Source organism: Clostridium neonatale, from assembly GCF_900465025.1.
Taxonomy (GTDB): domain Bacteria; phylum Bacillota; class Clostridia; order Clostridiales; family Clostridiaceae; genus Clostridium; species Clostridium neonatale.
Window position 1 is genome coordinate 1,512,794 of sequence record NZ_UICR01000001.1, and the last position, 19,664, is coordinate 1,532,457.

The window sequence follows — 19,664 nt, forward strand, 5'->3', positions numbered from 1 at the left end:
GAGTTTTAATGGATCGTAACATTACATTGAGAGAAGGACTTAAAGGTAAAACTTTTCTAGAAAAAATAGATTATTTATGGACATACTATAAGATACATATAATTGCTATAGTAAGTATACTATTTTTACTATTCATTTTTATTTCAGATTTATTAAGTAGGCAATCACCTTACTGTAATATTAAGTATATTGATAATAATATCAGCAATCAAGAATTAACTGTTGCAGCAGATAAACTTAATGATATAGTTTTAAAAAATAATAAAGATTACGTTATTAATTTTGATTCTCAGTTTGATATGATGCAAATTTCAAACAGGCAGGTGGATATTGCAATTGTAAGCAAAGAATTCTTTGAAGAGAATTTTAAATATGATATGTTCTTAAACTTAGATACTCTTAATGGGGTTTCAGATTTACCTCTTGAAAAATATGGAGTAATTAAAAAACTTGATAGTTCAGGAAAAGAAGGACTTTATGGAATAGAGGCAAAAGATTTGAATATTTTAAAGGATATAAATTCAGAAAGAGATGATGATATACTTGTAGTAATATCAAATACAGATCATAATGATAATGTAGTAAATGTATTGAAAGTATTTTTGAAATAGTTATATATTAATAATATATCATATTAAATCTAAATATTATGTGAAAGAAAAAGGCATGACAGAAAATAATTTTATGTTATGCCTTTTATATTTTTATCTTATGTGGAGGAAATAAATTTATTATGAAGATAGCAATAATAGGTTATAGTGGATCTGGAAAATCTACATTTGCAAAGAAAATAAGTGAAAAATACAATTACCCACTCCTATATTTGGATACTGTAAATTTTGAAGCTAATTGGAAGGAGCGTAATAAAGAAGAAGCCAAAAGAATAGTAGAAGAATTTATGAAAAATGATTCATGGATTATAGATGGCAATTACTTTGATTTTTATCAGGATAGAAGAATGAAAGAAGCAGACAAAATAATATTCATGAACTTTCCAAGGCATGTGTGCTTTAAACAAGCTTATAAGAGATACTTAAATTCTAAAAAAAAAGTAAGAGAAAGTATGTCAGAAGGCTGCGAGGAAAAATTTGATTTTGAATTTGCAAAATGGGTTTTAATTGATGGAAGAAGCAAAAAATATAAAGAGAGATATGAAAATATCTGCAACAAATATAAAGATAAGGTGATAGTTTGCAGAAATAGGGATGATGTTAGAAATAGGATTGAAGTTTGATGTTAAATATTACATCTTACTAATAGCAGTTGATAAAGATGATTAAGATATAGCAATGCCTAAATTGCCATATTTTAATATGGTCTTTTTTTGTATTAATGAATGTTTTAGAAGAATAGTTTTAAAGGAGACGTTATAATGATACCAACAAGAAAGCAAGCAGAAGAGGAATTGAAATTAGCAGGACAGTTGAATCAGGGGTTATGGGAGGAGCATGCTAGAAATGTGGGGAGAGCAGCAGAAGAAATTGCTAAACATTGTAAAGATCTTGATTCAGATAAAGCATATGTTCTTGGATGCCTACATGATATAGGAAGAAGAGTAGGTATTGTTGGGGTTAAACATATAATCACAGGTTATGATTATGCAATGGAAAAAGGATGGGATGAGGTGGCGAGAGTTTGTTTAACTCATTCATATTCTGTTCAAGATATTAAAGCTGAGATAGGAAAATTTGATATTACTGAAGAGGAATATAATAGAATAGACCGTTTTTTGAAATCTGTTACATATGACGAATATGATAAGTTAATAATTTTATGTGATTCATTGGCCACTGCACAGGGATTTTGTCTTTTGGAAAAACGATTTGTAGATACTACTAGAAGATATGGAGTTTTTCCTTTTACAATTGATAGATGGAATGCAACTATAGAAATTAAAGAATATTTTGAAAAACAAATGGGATGTTCAGTTTATGATATATTACCAAATGTTAAAGAAACAACATTTATAGATTAATTGCAAAAAATTAATAAAAAATATATGAAAAGAACTGATTATAAAAAGGGGGACATATACATGATTAAAGAAATTGAAATGCGAAGAAGTATAAGAAAATATATTGACAAGCCAGTTGAAGAGGCGAAGATAACACAGATTCTTGAAAGTGCAAGACTTGCTCCATCAGGAAATAATACACAACCATGGCATTATATAATAGTAAGATCTGAAGAGATGAGACAAAAAGTAATGGAGGCTTCTCATAATCAAAAATGGATGATGACAGCACCAGTATTTATTGTATGTGTTGCAGATGTGCGCTGTAGGATAAAGGATGACAGAGAAGTATACATAAATGATAGTAGTCCAGAAGATGAAGTAAAACGTATAATTAGAGACACTTCAATTTCAGTAGGATATATGCTTCTTGAAGCTAATAATGCAGGCCTTGGAGTTTGCTGGGTTGCAGAATTTACTCAAGAAGAAATTAGACCAGTTTTAAATATACCTTCTGATAAATATGTAGTTGGAGTTATAACTGTTGGTTATCCAGATGAAAGCCCTAAACCTCGCCCAAGAAAGAATCTTGATAATATTGTGCATCATGAATGCTGGTAATTAATAAATATAATTTTTAAACATAGTCTTTTTTATTTAATATATTACAAAATAGCTATTTGATGGGGAGGAAGATTAATGAATATAAAAATAATACATACTGATAGCAGGAATAAGGATTTCATAAAACTTATAAAGTTATTGGATGATGATCTTAATGGGCAATATGGCAAATTACAAAAACAATATGATAAACATAACAAAGTTGATTATATAAATGATGTTGTGATTATATATGATGATGAAGTACCAGTTGCATGTGGTGGATTTAAAGAACATGATAGTGAGTCTGTAGAGATGAAAAGAGTATTTGTAAAGAAAGAAAATAGAAGACAAGGATTATCTAAAAAAGTAATTAATGAACTTGAGAAATTAGTTCAAGCAAAAGGCTATAAATATGCTGTATTAGAAACAGGGAAAAAACAAATTGAAGCAATTAATTTATATAAAAGCAGTGGATATGAAATGATTGAAAATTATGGACCATATGTAGGAAATGAAAATAGCATATGTATGAAGAAGGATCTGTAATATTTAAATTTTAGCTTATACATAGAAGAATTAATAACTTTTAAATCTTTCTGGAAAGAAGAGTGGGGAAAATGGATTTAAAGTCATGGAATAGTCAACAAATTGGCTTATTGATTTTTGGGGAAGAAAAAATGTGGCAGGAATCATATTGATGCCAGTTACAAGACATCATGTGGTTCATATAAATGAATCTGTGCGTGCAAAAAAGAAAGGTAAAGAAAAGTGATATTATTAAGAAATAATATGGAATATCATTGGATGATACAATATATGTAAATATTATATAATATTTATATAAAATGGTGAAATAGGTTTGTAACATAATCACATATAAATAAGTTAACGAGGTCACTAATATGGAAATTGAATTTATAAAAGCATCTGAAGATGATGCAGAAAAATTTGTAGAAGTGCAAAATAAATCATTTTATTCAGATTATTTAAAATATGGTATGTGCCCTGGATATGGAAGAAATGCTAAAGAGATAATTGAAGCAATGAAAAATGATTTCGTATTTAAAATTGTTGCAGATAAAGAAGTGGTAGGGAAAATAAGTGTAAAGCAAATTAAAGATGATGAATATCATGTGAATTGCCTTTGTATAATACCAGAATATGAAAATAAGAGGATTGGACAAAAAGCAATAGCATTTATTGAAAAACAGTTTCCCCATGCTAAGAAATGGTCACTTGAAACGCCAGCAGATAAATTAAGAAATCATTATTTTTATAAAAAATGTGGATATAAAATAGTAGATAAAATGATTGATGGCACAGTAGAATTAGTAGTTTTTGAAAAAGAGATAAGTTAAATTAGCTTAAAAGTAATTTAAATATAAAAAATAATTTGAAATGAGAGGTTATAAAATGAATACTTTTGAAAAAGCATTGAAAACGTTGGAAGAACTATTTAGTAAGGATTATCAATTTGCATTAGCCACATCAAAGGACAATATACCATCAGTTAGATTTGTAGATACTTTTTATGATGATGTGAGGTTTTATATTGTTACGTATGCAAAATCACAAAAAACAATTGAAGTAGAGTCAAATTGTAATGTTTCACTTTGCAATAAATTATATAGATTTAATGGAAAAGCTTATAATATAGGACATCCCGTAAAAGAAGAAAACAAAGAAATAAGAAGTAAGTTAATTAAAGTATTTGAACCTTGGTACTTTGAACATAATAATGAGGATGATGAAAATATGTGCTATATAAAAGTAGAATTAGATAATGGCTTCTTCTATAAAGATGGTACTGGCTATAAGGTTAATTTTGCGTCAAAGGAAGCAGAAGAATTTCCATTTGATTTTGATATTGTAATGATAGAGTAAAGTGAAATAACTAAATATTTTCAAGTATATGAAGAAAGAATTGCAAGAGATAAATAGTAATTTAGTTTTGGATACAAGGAGATAAGTGGATATGGTTGAAAGAGAAAAATTAATAAAAATATATTTTGAATCTTGGGTTAAAAATGACATAAGTTCTTTAGAAGGTGTATTTGATAATTCTATAATATATAGTGAATGTTATGGGCCAGAATACAGAGGATTAGAACAAGTTAACCAATGGTTTGAAGATTGGAATAAGAAAGGGAAAGTTATACGCTGGGATATTAAATCATTTATTCATGATAATAATGTAACTGCAGTTGAATGGTTTTTTCAATGTAAATATAATGACGAAGTAAGTTCTTTTGAGGGCGTTTCATTAATCACTTTTAATGAATCTGGAAAAATAATAAGCTTAAAAGAATTTCAGTCAAAATATGAACACAATTATCCTTATGGAGTATAGAAGATAAGAATTAGGAATGGGAAATCTAAAGAATGTATTTATTCAAGTGATTGAAAAACCTGCTCGCAAAGTTATTATCAAAAGGGGAGTCAAGGCGAGTGACTATTTTGCTTACTGTGAGGAAGTTGGCTGTGATGTCTGGGGGCTTCTTAAAAGTATCAAATCAATCAGTGGTGAGCCAGTTTGCTTATGGCTTCCATCTGAATACAGAATTCATGGTACATCAGAATATGTACAGGGAGTTGAAGTTGCTGAAAACTATGATGGTATTGTGCCAGAAGGCTTTGATGTAATTAAACTGCCTGCTGCAAAATACATGATGTTTCAAGGAGAGCCCTTTGCTGAAGAAGATTATTGTCAGGCAATTGAAGAGATATGGGATTCTATGAAGAAATATGATCCATCTGTAATTGGATATTCGTGGGATGATTCAAACCCTCGAATTCAACTCGAACCAATTGGAACAAGAGGGTATATAGAACTGCGTGCAATTAAATAAAATCTAATCGAGAGTTAAATAGAAGGAAGCTTTAAAGAGAAAATAATAATTTTAAATATAGCATTATTCAAATTAACAAATTAATTTTGAATAATGCTATATTTTTATTTCTGAGTTTACATGCTAAGTTGTGAGGAGTACTATGAGGTTTATAAATTTGAAAATGATAAAGGGAATCTTTTGGAGTTTTCTGATGAAACATATTTTACTGATCTTGCATATGAAATAGGACCTAAAGAAATAAATAGGGATAAGTGTAAATTAGATATTATAAAAGATTTTGAAGATTTTACAGCAGGAAAGTATAAGATAGTAAAAGAGGTGAGTAACAAAATAGGATATAGGACTCTTGTAGCAGAATTTGAAATTGATTAAATTAAGAAAAGGTGTTATGGCTGCATTGATAATAGATTTCTTTAAGATAATATTAAAAAATAATAATGTATTTACTTTTTATAATTAGTGCTATAATAAAGAAAATAATAAATTGAAAAAAATAACATAACATATATAAATATACATATTGAATAAAAGTTTAAAATTTATATATTAGTGTTGATGCTACCAAAATATGGGGGGACAATAATGACAATTTATTTACTTATTTTTGCATTTATATTATTTTTAGGTGTAAAAATAGCGCCAAAAGGAAATTTTAATGAAGACTTCTTAAGTTTAAAAGTATCAAAAGGAATACAGGGATTCTGGGCTGTATGTATTATTGCACATCATTTTGTTCAGCCTTTTGTTTATAGTGGACAAGGAGCAGGAGCATTAAGTATATTTGCTCTAATTGGATTCTTATTTGTAGGGGTATTTTTCTTTTTTTCAGGTTATGGATTATTTAAAAGTTATAAAAATAAACCAAATTATTTAAATGGTTTTTTAAGAAAAAGGATACCAGTTGTTCTTGTGCCTTTGTATGTAGTAAATACTATTCTGACTGTAATTGTATTAGTTACAGGTGGAACAATGTATAATGATATGAATCCACTTGTGATGGGAATGGATAATATTTTTTTCAGAATAACAACATTTTTAGGTATTACTCTTATGAATTCTAATGCATGGTATATGATTACTATTGCAATATTTTATATTATATTTTACTTAGCTTTTAAATATGGCAAAAATGAGGATAAAGCATTTAAAATAATGGGTATTTTTTCAATAGCATATTTAATTGTAGGAATAGCAGCAGGCCACGGAATTTTTTGGCTTCAAGGTGAATGGTGGTATAATACTAGCTTTTTACTATTTATAGGCATGTATGTAGCTAAAAATGAAGAACGAATTATTTCATGTATTAAAAAACGGTATGCTACTTTTTTTGCTATTAGTAGCGTAGGAACAATTGTATTAACAGGTGTTGCAATTGTTGTTGTAATGATGCTTTCTTATTACCGTCCAGGCTTAGCTGGACGGGCATGCTCAATTGTATGTCTTTTATGCGAAACATTAGCAACAACATTTTTTGTAAGCTTTATTCTTATTTTAACAATGAAAGTCAGATTAAATAATAAGATTCTTGATTTCTTAGGAATAATAGCACTTGAAGTTTATCTTATTCATAGATTTTTCTTGGTTGTATTAAATTCACAATATATAACTATTTCAAATAATATTCTTTATCTGGCTGCAGTTTATGTATGCACTATTATGACTGCAATTGTTCTTCATCAGGTTGATGGAATGATTGTAAAAGCAATTCAAGGAAAAAAATATTATGATGTGGAGCTCAATAAAAATCATAGCAGTTAAATATTTTTAAGAACTTAAGAATTTAAGAAGAAAAATTCTTAAGTTCTTAAAGTCCCAAATCCTTAAGAATTTGGTGATTAGTGCTATTATAGCTTTGTGGAGACATTTTAGATTTAAATTATAATAAATTTAAGAGAATAATTGTAAATTAGATAAAAGATAGTGAGTTATTGTTAAAAAATTAGAAATGATTGATTATGTTAAAGAAAAAATAAGAACTCTATATAAAAAAATACTCAATAAAGATTCTTTTATATATGATCCTGAAATGGCAGGTGAATTTATTTGGGATAATTCACCACAGTGTATTAAGGAAAAAGGTGATTTTCAAGATATACCAATGTGGCGTGAGTTTAATTATTCCATGCTAAAATACATTCATGAAAATTATTCTGGGACAATCATTGTTCCAATGACACTTACAAATAAAGAATACTATGGCCAGATCATAGAAAGGCTTATAAAAGAAGGGGTTGATCTTCAGCATTATATTCTTATTGCTAAAAAGTCTGTTATATTAGAAAGATTATCAAAAAGAGGTGAAGATGATAACTCATGGACTGTGCAGCAAATTGATAGATGCTTAAATGCATTTGAAAAAGATATTAATGGAATAAAAATAGATGCAAATGCAAGTACAAAAGAGGCAGTAAGGATCATTTTAGGAAATAATTATAAAGATATTGATCTCAATAATTAACTTCTATATAAATAAAGCATCGATCTAGACGTTTATAACAAATACATTTAATAATATGTTTAGGAGAAAAAATATGGCTAAATCTATATCAAAAAATGCAGTTTTTAAATCAATATTAAATATATTTAATATAATTTTACCTATAATAGTTACGCCAGTTATAACAAGAACATTTACTGAAAAGCAGTTTTCATACATCACGCAAGGAGAAACGTTTAATACAGTGCTTATAGCATTTGCAAGCTTTGGAGTTTATCAATATGGATTAAGAGAAATAAGCAAGGTTCGAGATGATAAAAAGAAGTTGAGGCAGACATTTACAAGCTTATTTTTAATAAGTACAATCGCAACAATAATTGTATCAGCATGTTATATGATATTTTTATTTAGATTTTATAGAGATAATCCAGCTTTTTATACATGTGTTGTTTTAGGATTCAATATAGTCTTTAATTTATTTTATGTAGAGTGGATCAATGAAGCTTTAGAAAATTATGATTTTATTGCAGTTAAAACAATGATAGTAAAGATAATTTACTCAATCATAATTTTATGTGTTATACGTTCAATCGATGATTTCTTTATATACATTTATCTTGGGGTTGCAGTAAATATAGTAAATAATTTGTGGAGCTATTTTTATATTAGAAAAAAAATAAGATTTGATTTTTCTAACTTAAGAATAAAAGAGTATATAAAGCCCATGTTTCTTGCAGTAATTCTTTCAAATACAAGCCTTTTGTATACTCAATGTGACAGGCTATTAATAATAAAATTTGGCAGTGAAGCAGATTTGTCAGCATATGGGATAGCTCAAAAAGCAATGCTCATAATAAATACATTAATGCTTACTATAATTCAAGTAACAATGCCAAGGCTTGCTAATAACCGTGGAAATGATAATGATGATACATATTTTTCATTATTAAATAAAGTGATGAAAATATATTTTCTATTGTTATTCCCGGCATCAATAGGACTTCTTTGTGTTTCAAAGCAGGTAATGTGGATATTTGGACCTAAATATGTTCCATGGTATCCTGTAATGATAGTATTTTCAATATATATGCTAACTTTAGGTGTACAAGGAATCATATCAAATCAGATTATATATCTGTATAAAAAAGAAAATGAAGATGTAAAAATATTTTTTATATGTGGAATATTTAATGTAGTTGTTAATTTTATTCTCGTATTACTTAATGTATTTACTCCAGCAAATTCAATTATGGTGACTATGATTTCTAATGTATTAGTAATTTTATTAGAATATAGGGTTATAAGAACAAAATTAAAATTGGACATAAAGCTGTTTTCATTTGAAAATATGAAATATTTCTATTATTCATTATTGTTTATTCCAATAACATTTATAGTCAATAAATATGTGGAAAACATGATTATTTCTTGTGCATTAGATGTTATTCTTTGTGGAGCAATATATTTGGGAATATTAATAAGTACAAAAGATAATGTATTTTTTGATGTTTATGATAGGTGTAATAGTAAATTTAAGTCTTTATTAAGAAGATAAATATTACTTAATGAGTATTTAAATATTATTGTATTAAACCATATGAGATAATAATTTATAATATTCAAATGATATATTATAAATTAGTTTAAGAAAATACTTGAGTTAAACTTACTAAGATCATAGCAATAGAAATAAGATGAGATTTTTATAATATGTATTGCTAAAATATTAGTTTGAAATATCACATTATTCAATGATAAAGGAAACATCTTCATCAGCAGATGAAGATGGGCTATAATGCTAGTTTCGTGCCTCGCCAAGCATTATATGCCAATGGATTATGTGATATTTTTTATTGATGAAATTTAGAGGTGAAGTAATAAATTCATAAATAAAAATTTGCAATATTAAATAGTATTATATTAATAAAAGTGCTATAATTTACTAACAAATAAATATAAATTTTTAAATTTTAAAAGGAGAATTATTATGCTTGAATATAGATTTGATACACAATTATTAATTGCAGGAGAAAATCTTTCAGAAGATGAAATAAATGAGTATATTACTAAAAACTTTGAAGGAGACTGCTTGCTTGCAGTTGGTGATGATGAGCTGGTTAAAGTTCATTTTCACACAAACGCTCCATGGAAAGTACTTGAGTATTGTGCTTCACTCGGAGATATTCATGATGTTGTCGTAGAAAATATGGAAAGACAGGCAAACGGTCTTCAAGGTTAGATAATAACTATAAATTTTAAGTTATCAATAAGGTGAATTAGTAAATCTAATATTGATATATGAAAAATTTAATATGCTTATTGAAGTATCGCTTATTTATAATAAATGAATAGGCGATATTTTTTATATATTTGTAGATTGAGATATCAAATAATTAAAGAATACTCTTTGAAATTTTATAGTGTTATATTAACAAATACAATACTAGTCCAATGGATACATCTATTTATATGAAATTAGATTTGTGCAATTAGATAATGATTAATTGATTAATATAGAGATTTTGAATATAAAAACAAGCTACATACTTAATAATATATAGCTTGTCTGATTTTATTAGTTTTCTAACTCTACAGGTGCATCAGTAAATGGGTAAAGCGTAGCTTTCATATCATCTATATAGAAAACTTCAAAAATACCATCTTCAACGCTATACATATTCTTTAAAAGTGGGTTTGCATCTAGCATTGCTTTTTTTGCATCAGCACTACTATCAACTACTGCTTTACCAGTAATTCTTATCCACTTATCACCATTATATCCTGATACAGCAATACTAGGATTTTTAGTAATTTGTTTAAACATCTCTTTTTGATTATTAGTTCCTAAATAGACTTTTCCATTAAACTCAACAGTAGCGCCTATTGGTCTAATTCTTGCTTCACCTTCTTCTACTGTTGCTAAATAATATGTTTTTATTTCATTTAAAAAATCAACTACTTTGCTCATATTTGTTCCTCCATAATAATAATCTTAAATAAATATCTTTTTTTGCACGTTATGATATTATTATAAAAGATAGTAAACTTAATACAAGTACTGAAAAAAAACTTACTAAGTAAGGAGAAAATAACTAATGGATAAACAATACGATAATTGTCCTGTGAGCTATGCTCTTAGTATGCTAAATGGAAAATGGAAATTACCTATTATATGGAATCTTACTCAACAAGAATCAATTCGTTTTAATGAATTGCAGCGAAGCTTAAATGGTATTTCTAATATAATGTTAAGTAAAAGCTTACAAGAACTTGAGAATGATAAGATAGTAAGTAGAATGCAATATAATTCAATTCCTCCACGTGTAGAGTATTCACTAACTGATTTAGGACATTCTCTTCAACCAGTACTTATGATGCTAGGGGAATGGGGAGATATGGTCAAAAAAGAGCATTGTGCAGAATAAAATATAAGATTATTATATTAAATAATTAAGAATTAATAATCAATAATCTTTCAAAATTTAATAGTTTTATATTTGTAAATATGTTATCATTTACTAAAATAATAATTGATGATTATAGAGGTATAAATGCATGGACAGAATCATGTAATGACTAATCAAAAATATTTAGTTCGTATTGAATTAAATATTTTTGATTTGATATAGATGCCATAAAAGTGCCAAAGAAGGTATCGTTATTACCGGAGATTTTATATGATGCAATGATAAATTGTGTGAATCAGTAAAGTGTAATTTGAATAGAAATAAAAAAGTGATTGGGTGAATAAAAATGAAAAAATTAAAGTTGACAAAAGCAATGGTTAGTTTATTAGTAGTAACTTCAGTATTTGCATTAAATCCAATAAGAGCAAGTGCAAAGTGGATAAAAACAGAATATGCTGAGGATGTTTTGTGGAAATATTCAGAAGGGAATAAATATGCTATAGGTTGGAAATTAATTGATGGAAAATGGTATTATTTTGATGAATATGGAGTTATGAGTAGTGGAACCAAGATTGGAGATTATTATGTAAATCTTGAAGGAGTATGGACACATTTTGATTATTCAGCAAATAATCAAAAATTTAATAGTTTCTTAGATAGATTATACAAAATTGAAAAAAATGATAAGGTAGCCAATGAAAAAGCAAATACAACATATGATATTACAATATACGCGAGTGATTTTGCTAAACAATATGATACTTTATTAAATGATATATATAATTATCTTAAAAAAGTTATGCCAGAAAATGAATTTAAAAAATTACAAAAGGAAGAAATAGAATGGATTAATAAAAAAGAAACAGCTATTAAGGATGATTTACAAAGACATGAAGGTGGGACGATTTGTGCATATATTTCTGCACTTGATACTATAACGTACACTCACGATAGAATATATGAATTGCTAAAATATATAAATTAGAGAGAAATATAAAAGATTAAAGTGAAAGAGGGTTATTTTAATAAGATATTTGTTTATGGGGTGTGAAGATTTTGGGTAATAATAACGATAGGTGACTGTCACCATATTGGTAAAATTATAAAGGAGGCGATGTTATATGAAGAAAAAATATGTTGTTTTAGGTTTTTCACTATTATTTTTATGTAGTATAGTTTTTATATGTGTGAACAGATTAAATAAGATAAAAGAAGATGTTGCTTTAAAAAATACAATCATTGAAGCTACTGACAAATCAAACGAAATAGACTTTAGCCAAATAACAAATTTTGAATGGGATAAGATGTACATATTTACTCCATACTCGACTCCTAAAGATATCTTAAGTCAGGATGGAATAAGTACAAGAAATTCACAATTTAATATAGAATATCTTGACACGATAAATATGATTGGATTTATTAAGTCAGATAAGTTAGTAGCATTTGTAGAACTGCCAATAAATTATATAGACGAAGATTTAACTAATTGTATTGTTTTCAGTAAGGAAGAAACTAAATTTAAGATATCAAAAGAGAAAAAGATTGTTCTTTAAAAGGAATTAAATAAGATCAATAAAAAAATAAGTATAAATATAGTTATAAGCCCAGTAGAGCTACATTTTAAATCAGTATCACTTAAAGTAATATGCGAAGAAATGCAAACAGCATTATAAATAAATATTCAGAATTTTAAATGGAGATAGAGAGAATGATAATTAGAGAATATACAGCAAAGGATTTTGATGAAATAGCTAATCTATTTTATGATACAGTTCATACAATCAATATAAAAGACTATACTAAAGAGCAAGTGGATCTATGGGCAACAGGTAAATTAGATACTGTTAGATGGAATAAGTCTCTTTTGGAAAATTATACTGTTGTAGCAGTTAAAATGAAAAAATAATTGGTTTTGGCGATATTGATAAAAACAATTATTTAGATCGTCTCTATGTTCACAAGGATTATCAAAATAGAGGCGTTGCAACAGCAATATGCAATAAATTAGAAAAATATGCACTTGGAAAGACAATTTTAGTTCATGCTTCAATTACTGCAAAGCCATTTTTTGAAAAGATAGGCTATAAAGTTTTGAAAGAACAACAGGTTGAGCGAGAAGGTATTTTTCTTATAAATTATGTGATGGAAAAATGGAAAAATTCAATTTAAAAAATAGGATCCATGTAAAAGTAGGATAATATAAAGTTTAATTTATATATGGAAATTCCAATTTCTTATTCTAATTAAGGGAGAAATCAAATATGAGACGAGATATAATCAACTATATAAGCAAAGAAGTTGAATTTAGGTGTAAACAACCTTCAAATTTTTTTGGTATGGGATGTTTTTACCATATTAAAGCAGTTGTTAATAATGCAGAATTAATTGCAGATAGGTATAATGCAGATAGAGAGGTTGTAATAATTGCGGCATGGCTGCATGATATTGCTTCGGTAACAGATTATAGCTTATATGAAGAACATCATATTCATGGAGCAAGAATAGCAGAAGAAATTTTAAAAGAATTGAATTATCAACCAGATAAGATTAAGCTTGTCCAACAGTGCATTAAGAATCATAGAGGCAGTGTTTTAAATGGAAAACAAACAAAAGAGGAAGTATGTATTGCAGACGCAGATGCTATCTCACATTTTGATAATGTACCTAGTTTACTATATTTAGCGTATGTAAAAAAGAATTTGGACTTTATTGAAGGTGTGGAGTTTGTAAAGAATAAGCTTAAACGTAGTTTTGAAAAACTTTCAGATGAGAGTAAAGAGCTCTATAAAGATAAATATCAATCTGTTATGAAATTATTAGATTATTAGAGTGAGAAAATTCCAATTTATGAATAATATAATGCCTTTTTAAAAGTAAACAATAATTTTATAAAAATGATATTTAAAAGACGGTAAGAATACTGAAAATAGTGCTGTTTACTAGAATGTAATTGTATTGATATCCAAATTTTATAATAGGGATGGGAAACTATGAAGCTAAATAAAGAAGAAAAAAATAAGTTAAGAATGAGATATGCCATAGCATTTATTTTTTTATTATTTATTGAAGGACTTATAGCATTATTTGTACATGATAAATTTATTAGACCATATGTTGGAGATGTTCTTGTAGTGATTGTGTTATACTGTGCTGTACGAAGTATAATTCCTAAAAAATGCAAACTGCTTCCATTATACATATTTATTTTTGCAGCAGGGGTTGAATGTCTGCAGTATTTTCATCTGGTACAATTCTTAGGCTTAGAAAAAAATAAGTTTATGAGTGTGCTTTTGGGATCTGTATTTGATGTTAAAGATATAATATGCTATGTAGTTGGATGTCTATTGATAAGTTTGTATGAAATAGTTAGATTTGGAAGTGTATATGAACAGTGAGGAAATAAAGTATGTAAAAAAATATATTATAATATATGAATTATAATATAAACAAGAATATAATGAAAGATAAGAATTAATTTATATAGATAGGATATGATTTTATGAATAATAACAGAAATGATGAATGTTGGTGTGGAAGTGGATTAAAATATAATAAATGCCATCTTGAATTTGATGAAAAAATAAATTCTTTAAGATCAAAAGGAAAGATTACTCCTCTTAAAAAGATGATAAAGAATTCAAAGCAGATTGAAGGAATACGAAGAGCAGCAGAAATAAATAGTGGACTTCTTGATCTTGTAGAAGAAAATATAAAAGAAGGAATGTCTACAGAAGAAATCAATAAAATGGTTCATAAATATACAATAGATCATGGCGCTATACCAGCAGATTTGAATTATGAAGGATTCCCTAAGAGTGTATGCATATCTATAAATGATGAAGTGTGTCATGGAATTCCATCGCCAGACAGAGTATTAAGAGATGGAGATATTGTAAATGTAGATGCTACTACTAATTTAAATGGATATTTTGCAGATGCATCAAGAATGTTTATGATTGGAAATGTAAGTGAAGAGAATAAAAAACTTGTACAAGTAACAAAAGAGTGTCTTGAAAAGGCTATATCAATAATAAAACCATTTGAAACAACTCTTGGAGATATTGGCGCAGTAATTGCAGAGCATGCTCATAATAACCATTATACTGTAGTTCGTGAATTCTGCGGGCATGGTGTTGGGCTTGCTATTCATGAAAATCCAACGGTTCTTCATTATGGAAAAAGAGGAACAGGAATGGTTCTTGTCCCAGGAATGGTCTTCACTATTGAACCCATGATAAATGCTGGTGATAGAAAGATTTTTATTGATAAAAAGAGTGGATGGATAGTGAAGACGAAGGATGGTTCTTACTCAGCTCAGTGGGAGCATACACTTCTTGTAACAAATGATGGAGTAGAAATTATATCAAAATAATATAGTGATAGAATTATACTTTTTATTTATAAGACTTTATTAAAAATAGGAGATAACCTTTTTTAATAATATAGAAAAAAGAAGATGCAGCACTGAGAATAGCAATGAAGTATTTAACAGTATAACAATAATGATGTTGTATGTAGTTATTAAAGGCAGTGATATATTTAATCCACTGAATATGTTTAATGCTAAAATAAGTATGAACATAGTTATAAGTCCACTATAACTGCCTTTTAAATCAGCATCACTTAATGAAATATGTGCAGAAATACAAATAGTAATATAAATGAATATCCAAAATTTTAATGTATGAATATTGTTAAATGAAAACATTGAAATAAGCATTTGCTTAAAAATATTAATTTGAAATGCAAAAAAGTCAGTACTTAATATATTTACAGTGTTTAATGAAGCATGTATGTTATTTACTAATAGAGTATATGTGTCATGCAGTAGAAATCTCATAGCTATTAGAAGACAAAAAGTGCCGCCAAATATAGGTGCAAATCCAACAAAAAATAAGCCGATCTTTTGAAATATGCTCCGCTCATTGTATGAAAAATTAACATACCCTAAAACTCCATCTTGAGAACCTTTGATAGGTCTAAATAATCTTACTTCTTTTATATTGTACGTGAAGATTTTTGCAAAAACATAATGACTAAGCTCATGTATAAATACTCCAGGACAGGTGAATATAATTCCATTAAATCCCACAGAAGATAGAATATTTTTAATTGATTTATTTCTTAAATATCCAAGCAGTAGTCCAAATATAATTATTATTCCAAACAATTCAAACATTATTATGAGTGTCTGCAAAAATGCATGACTAACTGTAGATGCTAGTATGTTCATATTGTAAATGCTCCTTTTATTAATTAAATTTATTTCTATTATATCATTACTTCTTTCTTTAGTAATTAAATTTATATTGGAGATGGAAAAGTTGTATGTTGAATAAAATCATATAAAGTGTGCAGCTATTGATAAAATGTTATTAGAAATTGAATAGTCGATATATAAATATGATATAATGGCTGGGGAAATTACTTCAATAGATTGTGAGGAGCATGGATTTACATATGGAAATTATAAAATCAATATTTTACTTTATATTAGCAGGAATATTTGAAATTGGTGGTGGATATCTCATATGGATATGGCTACGTGATGGAAAGAGTTTTTGGTATGGAATCACTGGGGCAATAATATTAATTTTGTATGGTATAATTCCAACATTACAACCTTCAAGTGCTAATTTTGGAAAGGTATATGCAGCTTATGGAGGAATATTTATTGTTCTCTCAATTTTATGGGGATGGAAAATTGATAATATAATACCTGATAAGTTTGATTTGATTGGTGGTTTTATAGCGCTAGTTGGAGTTATTATAATTATGTATGCACCTAGAGGTTAAAATATTATAAAGTTAAATATATTAGAATTACATAATAAAGATACCGTATTATTCAGTGATGAATTTGCGGTATTTTTTTATTCTTTAGGAAATTATATTCATGGATAATCTGTGGATAAACTGACTTGAAAAATATTGTAATAAACTAATGTCATTGAACCTAAAGAATAAAAAAATAAAATATATGCGCCTGGCCTTTTCTTCGGCAAGCTCAGAAAATCCAGAATGCGCTGAAAAAAATCGACGGCTAAAGGATTTTCTTAAATTTAAGTTATTGTATTCTATTGGATTTATATTTTATAGGGGATTATACCATAGTCGCCTTGGCGATTTTTTTATGCACAATAATGAAGATTTGACGTAGTAAATTTAAATAATAATTTGTTCTTTGAAAATTGAATAATGTGATATTTACAATTTGTGTTATAATTCGTTCATAATAGTAAATTATGGTATACTGATTATACAATTCAATGAAGTTGAATGAAAGGGGAATATTATGAAAACAAAATTTATGTTAATAATATCAATTCTTCTATTGGTAGTTGCAATCCCTTTTTTGTGGAAGGATAATACTCATATAATTGGAACTGCTTTATTGATGATTTCATTTATATTAAATCTTATTAGAGGACTTATTAATTTATGGAATGAGCGAAGATTAAAATAAGTCGTCTTATTCTTAAATTATGAATCAATAAAATTAAATAACATTTTGTAAAATCGCATTATTCAAGAGATTGAATTTGCGATTTTTTTAATACGCAATACTAAAATTAACTATACCTTTAAATATGACCGTATTTAAAGTATTTAATGATATTAAAACATGTGTAAATAATACGTTGTAGATATTATAACTATATCTAATATTTATAGTATACAAAGTATTTGTATAAATAGGCTATTTGCTCTATTGACTTTTGATTTGATATGCTCATTAATGTAAAGAGCGTTGAGATATGCTTTGTATACTCTTGATATTTATGAATGCATATCAAATATACTATATGAGAAGTAAATAGCCAGGATGCTTTAAATATATATCAACAATGATTAAAACATTGGTATTAGTCAATTTTAGATGGTTAAGTATAGATAACTATAAAGTGACGAAGTAAATTAATATCTGAGAAATCGAATAGTATTATATTTGCATATAGGCTATAATTTTCTAAAAATAAATTATAATTTGTAGAGGTGATAAAATGAAATGTTTGCTGGTTATTGATATGCAAGAAGATTATGTCGGAAACAAAAGAAATAAAAAAAGATATCCATATGATGAGAAAAAACTAATTGTAAATATCAATAAAAAAATAAGTGAATATCCGGCAGAAATGGTGTTTTATATTACAAATAAATTTTGGTGGGAGAATGGAAAAATTGAAAAAAGTTAGTTGATGGACTATCTGTTGTCTCAAATAACATTTATGAAAAAAAGAAAAATAGTTGTTTTTCTAACAAGGAATTATTTGAATATCTTAAGAAAATTAACACACAAACAATAGAATTTGTTGGGGGAGATAGAAATCATTGTGCTGTATATTCAGCGTTGGTAGGACGAGAAGAATTTGATGTATTATTTGATTTGACTTGTATTGGAATTGGGAACATGAAAAAATTTCAGCATACAAAAGAGAAGTTATTGAAAGTAGGGGTAACTTTTCTTTAATAAATTCCAATAAGTGAGATAGATTTAAAAATTGAAATTCAGTAGATTGTATATGATGTTAATTTGCATACCATTAAACAAGAATGGAAAATTATGAAGCTAAATAAAGAAGAAAAAACTAGTTAAGAATGAGATATGCCATAGCATTAGGAACCTCTTAAAAATTATAAATATTGGATTTTCGTGGGGTTATCTTATCTATAAATAAGTCTTATAATAAATTACTGTCTTTTTAATCATAATTATTTTTTAAATATTTTCTGCATTTTGATTAGAAAATATATAACTATATTCCTGAAGCAGTATTTCAGTCATTTCTTCAGGTGTTTCTATGCAGCCATCAAAAAGCCATTTGCATGCAATAGATTTTATTCCATTTCCAATGAAAATCATATGATATTTTCTTTTACGCTTGGCTATCTCATCATCGTTTAGTGGCTTGGAATATAAATCAAATATAGAATCATAAGTAGTTTTTGCTAATATTTTGCTATCAATACTCATAAAATATGCTTTATAAAAGCTAGAATGATCCTTTATATAAGAAAAATACTTTGTGTAGGCATCTTTTGGTGAAAGCTTATTTTTTAGAAGTATATCAATGATTTTATTAGAATATTTTTTCTGGATTTTTAATATCAAATCATTTATGTCATCATAATGAGAATAAAAAGATGTACGTGCAATTCCAGCTTCTTTACATATGTCATTAACGTATATTGAGTTAAAGTCTTTATCTTTAAGAAGCGTTAATAATGCATTTTCTATTTTTTCATCTGTTATCTGGTATCTTTTATTATTGCTTTTATTCATACTTTTTCCCTTTATATTTACATATTACAAAATTGTGTAGTGGTTAAAACAAAGTCATTATAATATACTTTTATTAAAGTTACAACTGTTTAGATAATAAAATCATTATCTAAACATTATA

General features: G+C 27.0%; 26 protein-coding genes and 1 pseudogene. 24 read left to right on the forward strand and 3 right to left on the reverse strand.

The annotated features are described in order from the left end of the window. The first annotated feature begins 8 nt into the window (after positions 1 to 8). The 14 genes from CNEONATNEC86_RS06875 (at position 9) to CNEONATNEC86_RS06945 (ending at position 10,088) form a co-directional block, all read left to right on the forward strand. The gene (locus CNEONATNEC86_RS06875; RefSeq protein ID WP_125149098.1) at positions 9 to 611 is read left to right on the forward strand and encodes a hypothetical protein; all 603 of its coding nucleotides are present in this window, start codon (positions 9 to 11) and stop codon (positions 609 to 611) included. 122 nt (positions 612 to 733) lie between these two features. After that, entirely contained in the window at positions 734 to 1,234 is a 501-nt protein-coding gene (locus tag CNEONATNEC86_RS06880) for a DNA topology modulation protein (RefSeq protein WP_159135747.1), read from the forward strand. Between the two features lie 138 nt (positions 1,235 to 1,372). Further along, positions 1,373 to 1,975, forward strand: coding sequence for an HD domain-containing protein (locus tag CNEONATNEC86_RS06885; protein ID WP_159135748.1), 603 nt, complete (start codon positions 1,373 to 1,375; stop codon positions 1,973 to 1,975). Positions 1,976 to 2,035: 60 nt separating this feature from the next. Then, complete coding sequence (locus CNEONATNEC86_RS06890) at positions 2,036 to 2,575, forward strand: nitroreductase family protein (protein ID WP_058294527.1); 540 nt, start codon at positions 2,036 to 2,038, stop codon at positions 2,573 to 2,575. Between the two features lie 78 nt (positions 2,576 to 2,653). Then, complete coding sequence (locus CNEONATNEC86_RS06895) at positions 2,654 to 3,106, forward strand: GNAT family N-acetyltransferase (RefSeq protein WP_159135749.1); 453 nt, start codon at positions 2,654 to 2,656, stop codon at positions 3,104 to 3,106. Between the two features lie 356 nt (positions 3,107 to 3,462). Then, entirely contained in the window at positions 3,463 to 3,918 is a 456-nt protein-coding gene (locus CNEONATNEC86_RS06905; RefSeq protein ID WP_159115929.1) for a GNAT family N-acetyltransferase, read from the forward strand. A 55-nt stretch (positions 3,919 to 3,973) separates the two neighbouring features. Then, the gene (locus CNEONATNEC86_RS06910) at positions 3,974 to 4,444 is read left to right on the forward strand and encodes a pyridoxamine 5'-phosphate oxidase family protein (protein ID WP_159115930.1); all 471 of its coding nucleotides are present in this window, start codon (positions 3,974 to 3,976) and stop codon (positions 4,442 to 4,444) included. Positions 4,445 to 4,535: 91 nt separating this feature from the next. Continuing rightward, complete coding sequence (locus tag CNEONATNEC86_RS06915) at positions 4,536 to 4,910, forward strand: nuclear transport factor 2 family protein (protein ID WP_159135750.1); 375 nt, start codon at positions 4,536 to 4,538, stop codon at positions 4,908 to 4,910. A gap of 16 nt (positions 4,911 to 4,926) precedes the next feature. Then, on the forward strand, positions 4,927 to 5,409 hold the full coding sequence (locus CNEONATNEC86_RS06920; protein ID WP_353797273.1) for a GyrI-like domain-containing protein: 483 nt from the start codon (positions 4,927 to 4,929) through the stop codon (positions 5,407 to 5,409). 120 nt (positions 5,410 to 5,529) lie between these two features. Continuing rightward, positions 5,530 to 5,784 (forward strand): immunoglobulin-like domain-containing protein, encoded by a 255-nt coding sequence (locus CNEONATNEC86_RS06925; RefSeq protein ID WP_159135751.1) that lies wholly within the window; start codon positions 5,530 to 5,532, stop codon positions 5,782 to 5,784. A 210-nt stretch (positions 5,785 to 5,994) separates the two neighbouring features. Continuing rightward, a complete protein-coding gene (locus CNEONATNEC86_RS06930; protein WP_159135752.1) occupies positions 5,995 to 7,170 on the forward strand; it encodes an acyltransferase family protein in 1,176 nt (391 codons plus the stop codon). Between the two features lie 187 nt (positions 7,171 to 7,357). Further along, on the forward strand, positions 7,358 to 7,870 hold the full coding sequence (locus CNEONATNEC86_RS06935; RefSeq protein WP_159135753.1) for a tunicamycin resistance protein: 513 nt from the start codon (positions 7,358 to 7,360) through the stop codon (positions 7,868 to 7,870). Between the two features lie 73 nt (positions 7,871 to 7,943). Beyond that, positions 7,944 to 9,404, forward strand: coding sequence for an oligosaccharide flippase family protein (locus CNEONATNEC86_RS06940; protein ID WP_159135754.1), 1,461 nt, complete (start codon positions 7,944 to 7,946; stop codon positions 9,402 to 9,404). Positions 9,405 to 9,836: 432 nt separating this feature from the next. Next, entirely contained in the window at positions 9,837 to 10,088 is a 252-nt protein-coding gene (locus CNEONATNEC86_RS06945) for a kinase to dihydroxyacetone kinase (RefSeq protein ID WP_058294536.1), read from the forward strand. 336 nt (positions 10,089 to 10,424) lie between these two features. On the opposite strand, the gene CNEONATNEC86_RS06950 is transcribed toward CNEONATNEC86_RS06945, so the two are convergent. Next, positions 10,425 to 10,817, reverse strand: coding sequence for a pyridoxamine 5'-phosphate oxidase family protein (locus CNEONATNEC86_RS06950; RefSeq protein WP_159135755.1), 393 nt, complete (start codon positions 10,815 to 10,817; stop codon positions 10,425 to 10,427). Positions 10,818 to 10,944: 127 nt separating this feature from the next. Here CNEONATNEC86_RS06950 and CNEONATNEC86_RS06955 point away from each other — a divergent pair, with 127 nt between their 5' ends. The 7 genes and pseudogenes from CNEONATNEC86_RS06955 (at position 10,945) to CNEONATNEC86_RS06985 (ending at position 15,631) form a co-directional block, all read left to right on the forward strand. Further along, a complete protein-coding gene (locus tag CNEONATNEC86_RS06955; protein ID WP_159115936.1) occupies positions 10,945 to 11,274 on the forward strand; it encodes a winged helix-turn-helix transcriptional regulator in 330 nt (109 codons plus the stop codon). Positions 11,275 to 11,602: 328 nt separating this feature from the next. Continuing rightward, the gene (locus CNEONATNEC86_RS06960; protein WP_125149086.1) at positions 11,603 to 12,241 is read left to right on the forward strand and encodes a lysozyme inhibitor LprI family protein; all 639 of its coding nucleotides are present in this window, start codon (positions 11,603 to 11,605) and stop codon (positions 12,239 to 12,241) included. Positions 12,242 to 12,377: 136 nt separating this feature from the next. After that, the gene (locus CNEONATNEC86_RS06965) at positions 12,378 to 12,812 is read left to right on the forward strand and encodes a hypothetical protein (RefSeq protein WP_058294538.1); all 435 of its coding nucleotides are present in this window, start codon (positions 12,378 to 12,380) and stop codon (positions 12,810 to 12,812) included. 155 nt (positions 12,813 to 12,967) lie between these two features. Then, positions 12,968 to 13,428 (forward strand): annotated as a pseudogene (locus CNEONATNEC86_RS06970) (GNAT family N-acetyltransferase). A 92-nt stretch (positions 13,429 to 13,520) separates the two neighbouring features. After that, the gene (locus CNEONATNEC86_RS06975) at positions 13,521 to 14,087 is read left to right on the forward strand and encodes an HD domain-containing protein (RefSeq protein ID WP_159135756.1); all 567 of its coding nucleotides are present in this window, start codon (positions 13,521 to 13,523) and stop codon (positions 14,085 to 14,087) included. Positions 14,088 to 14,249: 162 nt separating this feature from the next. Then, on the forward strand, positions 14,250 to 14,654 hold the full coding sequence (locus CNEONATNEC86_RS06980; RefSeq protein ID WP_125149082.1) for a ribosomal maturation YjgA family protein: 405 nt from the start codon (positions 14,250 to 14,252) through the stop codon (positions 14,652 to 14,654). Positions 14,655 to 14,758: 104 nt separating this feature from the next. Beyond that, positions 14,759 to 15,631 (forward strand): methionyl aminopeptidase, encoded by an 873-nt coding sequence (locus tag CNEONATNEC86_RS06985; RefSeq protein WP_159135757.1) that lies wholly within the window; start codon positions 14,759 to 14,761, stop codon positions 15,629 to 15,631. Positions 15,632 to 15,670: 39 nt separating this feature from the next. On the opposite strand, the gene CNEONATNEC86_RS06990 is transcribed toward CNEONATNEC86_RS06985, so the two are convergent. Further along, positions 15,671 to 16,492, reverse strand: a complete 822-nt coding sequence (locus CNEONATNEC86_RS06990) for a hypothetical protein (RefSeq protein WP_159135758.1) — start codon at positions 16,490 to 16,492, stop codon at positions 15,671 to 15,673. Between the two features lie 227 nt (positions 16,493 to 16,719). Between CNEONATNEC86_RS06990 and CNEONATNEC86_RS06995 the strand changes: the two genes are divergently transcribed. The 3 genes from CNEONATNEC86_RS06995 to CNEONATNEC86_RS21485 all read left to right on the forward strand — a co-directional run bounded on the left by CNEONATNEC86_RS06995 (position 16,720) and on the right by CNEONATNEC86_RS21485 (position 18,455). After that, complete coding sequence (locus tag CNEONATNEC86_RS06995) at positions 16,720 to 17,055, forward strand: YnfA family protein (RefSeq protein WP_159135759.1); 336 nt, start codon at positions 16,720 to 16,722, stop codon at positions 17,053 to 17,055. Between the two features lie 499 nt (positions 17,056 to 17,554). Next, the gene (locus CNEONATNEC86_RS21210) at positions 17,555 to 17,725 is read left to right on the forward strand and encodes a hypothetical protein (RefSeq protein WP_185738741.1); all 171 of its coding nucleotides are present in this window, start codon (positions 17,555 to 17,557) and stop codon (positions 17,723 to 17,725) included. Between the two features lie 538 nt (positions 17,726 to 18,263). Continuing rightward, complete coding sequence (locus CNEONATNEC86_RS21485) at positions 18,264 to 18,455, forward strand: cysteine hydrolase family protein (protein ID WP_230132067.1); 192 nt, start codon at positions 18,264 to 18,266, stop codon at positions 18,453 to 18,455. 524 nt (positions 18,456 to 18,979) lie between these two features. Here the strand turns inward: CNEONATNEC86_RS21485 and CNEONATNEC86_RS07005 are convergent. Next, a complete protein-coding gene (locus tag CNEONATNEC86_RS07005; RefSeq protein WP_058294545.1) occupies positions 18,980 to 19,543 on the reverse strand; it encodes a TetR/AcrR family transcriptional regulator in 564 nt (187 codons plus the stop codon). Positions 19,544 to 19,664 lie beyond the last annotated feature (121 nt).

Bases quoted from the DNA above. Each gene is read 5' to 3' on its own strand.
- CNEONATNEC86_RS21485 (WP_230132067.1), top strand. From the start codon at position 18,264: ATGAAATGTTTGCTGGTTATTGATATGCAAGAAGATTATGTCGGAAAC.
- CNEONATNEC86_RS21210 (WP_185738741.1), top strand. From the start codon at position 17,555: ATGAAAACAAAATTTATGTTAATAATATCAATTCTTCTATTGGTAGTT.
- CNEONATNEC86_RS06905 (WP_159115929.1), top strand. From the start codon at position 3,463: ATGGAAATTGAATTTATAAAAGCATCTGAAGATGATGCAGAAAAATTT.
- CNEONATNEC86_RS07005 (WP_058294545.1), bottom strand. From the start codon at position 19,543: ATGAATAAAAGCAATAATAAAAGATACCAGATAACAGATGAAAAAATA.
- CNEONATNEC86_RS06960 (WP_125149086.1), top strand. From the start codon at position 11,603: ATGAAAAAATTAAAGTTGACAAAAGCAATGGTTAGTTTATTAGTAGTA.
- CNEONATNEC86_RS06875 (WP_125149098.1), top strand. From the start codon at position 9: ATGGATCGTAACATTACATTGAGAGAAGGACTTAAAGGTAAAACTTTT.
- CNEONATNEC86_RS06980 (WP_125149082.1), top strand. From the start codon at position 14,250: ATGAAGCTAAATAAAGAAGAAAAAAATAAGTTAAGAATGAGATATGCC.
- CNEONATNEC86_RS06895 (WP_159135749.1), top strand. From the start codon at position 2,654: ATGAATATAAAAATAATACATACTGATAGCAGGAATAAGGATTTCATA.
- CNEONATNEC86_RS06950 (WP_159135755.1), bottom strand. From the start codon at position 10,817: ATGAGCAAAGTAGTTGATTTTTTAAATGAAATAAAAACATATTATTTA.
- CNEONATNEC86_RS06945 (WP_058294536.1), top strand. From the start codon at position 9,837: ATGCTTGAATATAGATTTGATACACAATTATTAATTGCAGGAGAAAAT.
- CNEONATNEC86_RS06975 (WP_159135756.1), top strand. From the start codon at position 13,521: ATGAGACGAGATATAATCAACTATATAAGCAAAGAAGTTGAATTTAGG.
- CNEONATNEC86_RS06915 (WP_159135750.1), top strand. From the start codon at position 4,536: ATGGTTGAAAGAGAAAAATTAATAAAAATATATTTTGAATCTTGGGTT.
- CNEONATNEC86_RS06990 (WP_159135758.1), bottom strand. From the start codon at position 16,492: ATGAACATACTAGCATCTACAGTTAGTCATGCATTTTTGCAGACACTC.
- CNEONATNEC86_RS06965 (WP_058294538.1), top strand. From the start codon at position 12,378: ATGAAGAAAAAATATGTTGTTTTAGGTTTTTCACTATTATTTTTATGT.
- CNEONATNEC86_RS06925 (WP_159135751.1), top strand. From the start codon at position 5,530: ATGCTAAGTTGTGAGGAGTACTATGAGGTTTATAAATTTGAAAATGAT.
- CNEONATNEC86_RS06920 (WP_353797273.1), top strand. From the start codon at position 4,927: ATGGGAAATCTAAAGAATGTATTTATTCAAGTGATTGAAAAACCTGCT.
- CNEONATNEC86_RS06940 (WP_159135754.1), top strand. From the start codon at position 7,944: ATGGCTAAATCTATATCAAAAAATGCAGTTTTTAAATCAATATTAAAT.
- CNEONATNEC86_RS06935 (WP_159135753.1), top strand. From the start codon at position 7,358: ATGATTGATTATGTTAAAGAAAAAATAAGAACTCTATATAAAAAAATA.
- CNEONATNEC86_RS06880 (WP_159135747.1), top strand. From the start codon at position 734: ATGAAGATAGCAATAATAGGTTATAGTGGATCTGGAAAATCTACATTT.
- CNEONATNEC86_RS06910 (WP_159115930.1), top strand. From the start codon at position 3,974: ATGAATACTTTTGAAAAAGCATTGAAAACGTTGGAAGAACTATTTAGT.
- CNEONATNEC86_RS06930 (WP_159135752.1), top strand. From the start codon at position 5,995: ATGACAATTTATTTACTTATTTTTGCATTTATATTATTTTTAGGTGTA.
- CNEONATNEC86_RS06955 (WP_159115936.1), top strand. From the start codon at position 10,945: ATGGATAAACAATACGATAATTGTCCTGTGAGCTATGCTCTTAGTATG.
- CNEONATNEC86_RS06890 (WP_058294527.1), top strand. From the start codon at position 2,036: ATGATTAAAGAAATTGAAATGCGAAGAAGTATAAGAAAATATATTGAC.
- CNEONATNEC86_RS06885 (WP_159135748.1), top strand. From the start codon at position 1,373: ATGATACCAACAAGAAAGCAAGCAGAAGAGGAATTGAAATTAGCAGGA.
- CNEONATNEC86_RS06995 (WP_159135759.1), top strand. From the start codon at position 16,720: ATGGAAATTATAAAATCAATATTTTACTTTATATTAGCAGGAATATTT.
- CNEONATNEC86_RS06985 (WP_159135757.1), top strand. From the start codon at position 14,759: ATGAATAATAACAGAAATGATGAATGTTGGTGTGGAAGTGGATTAAAA.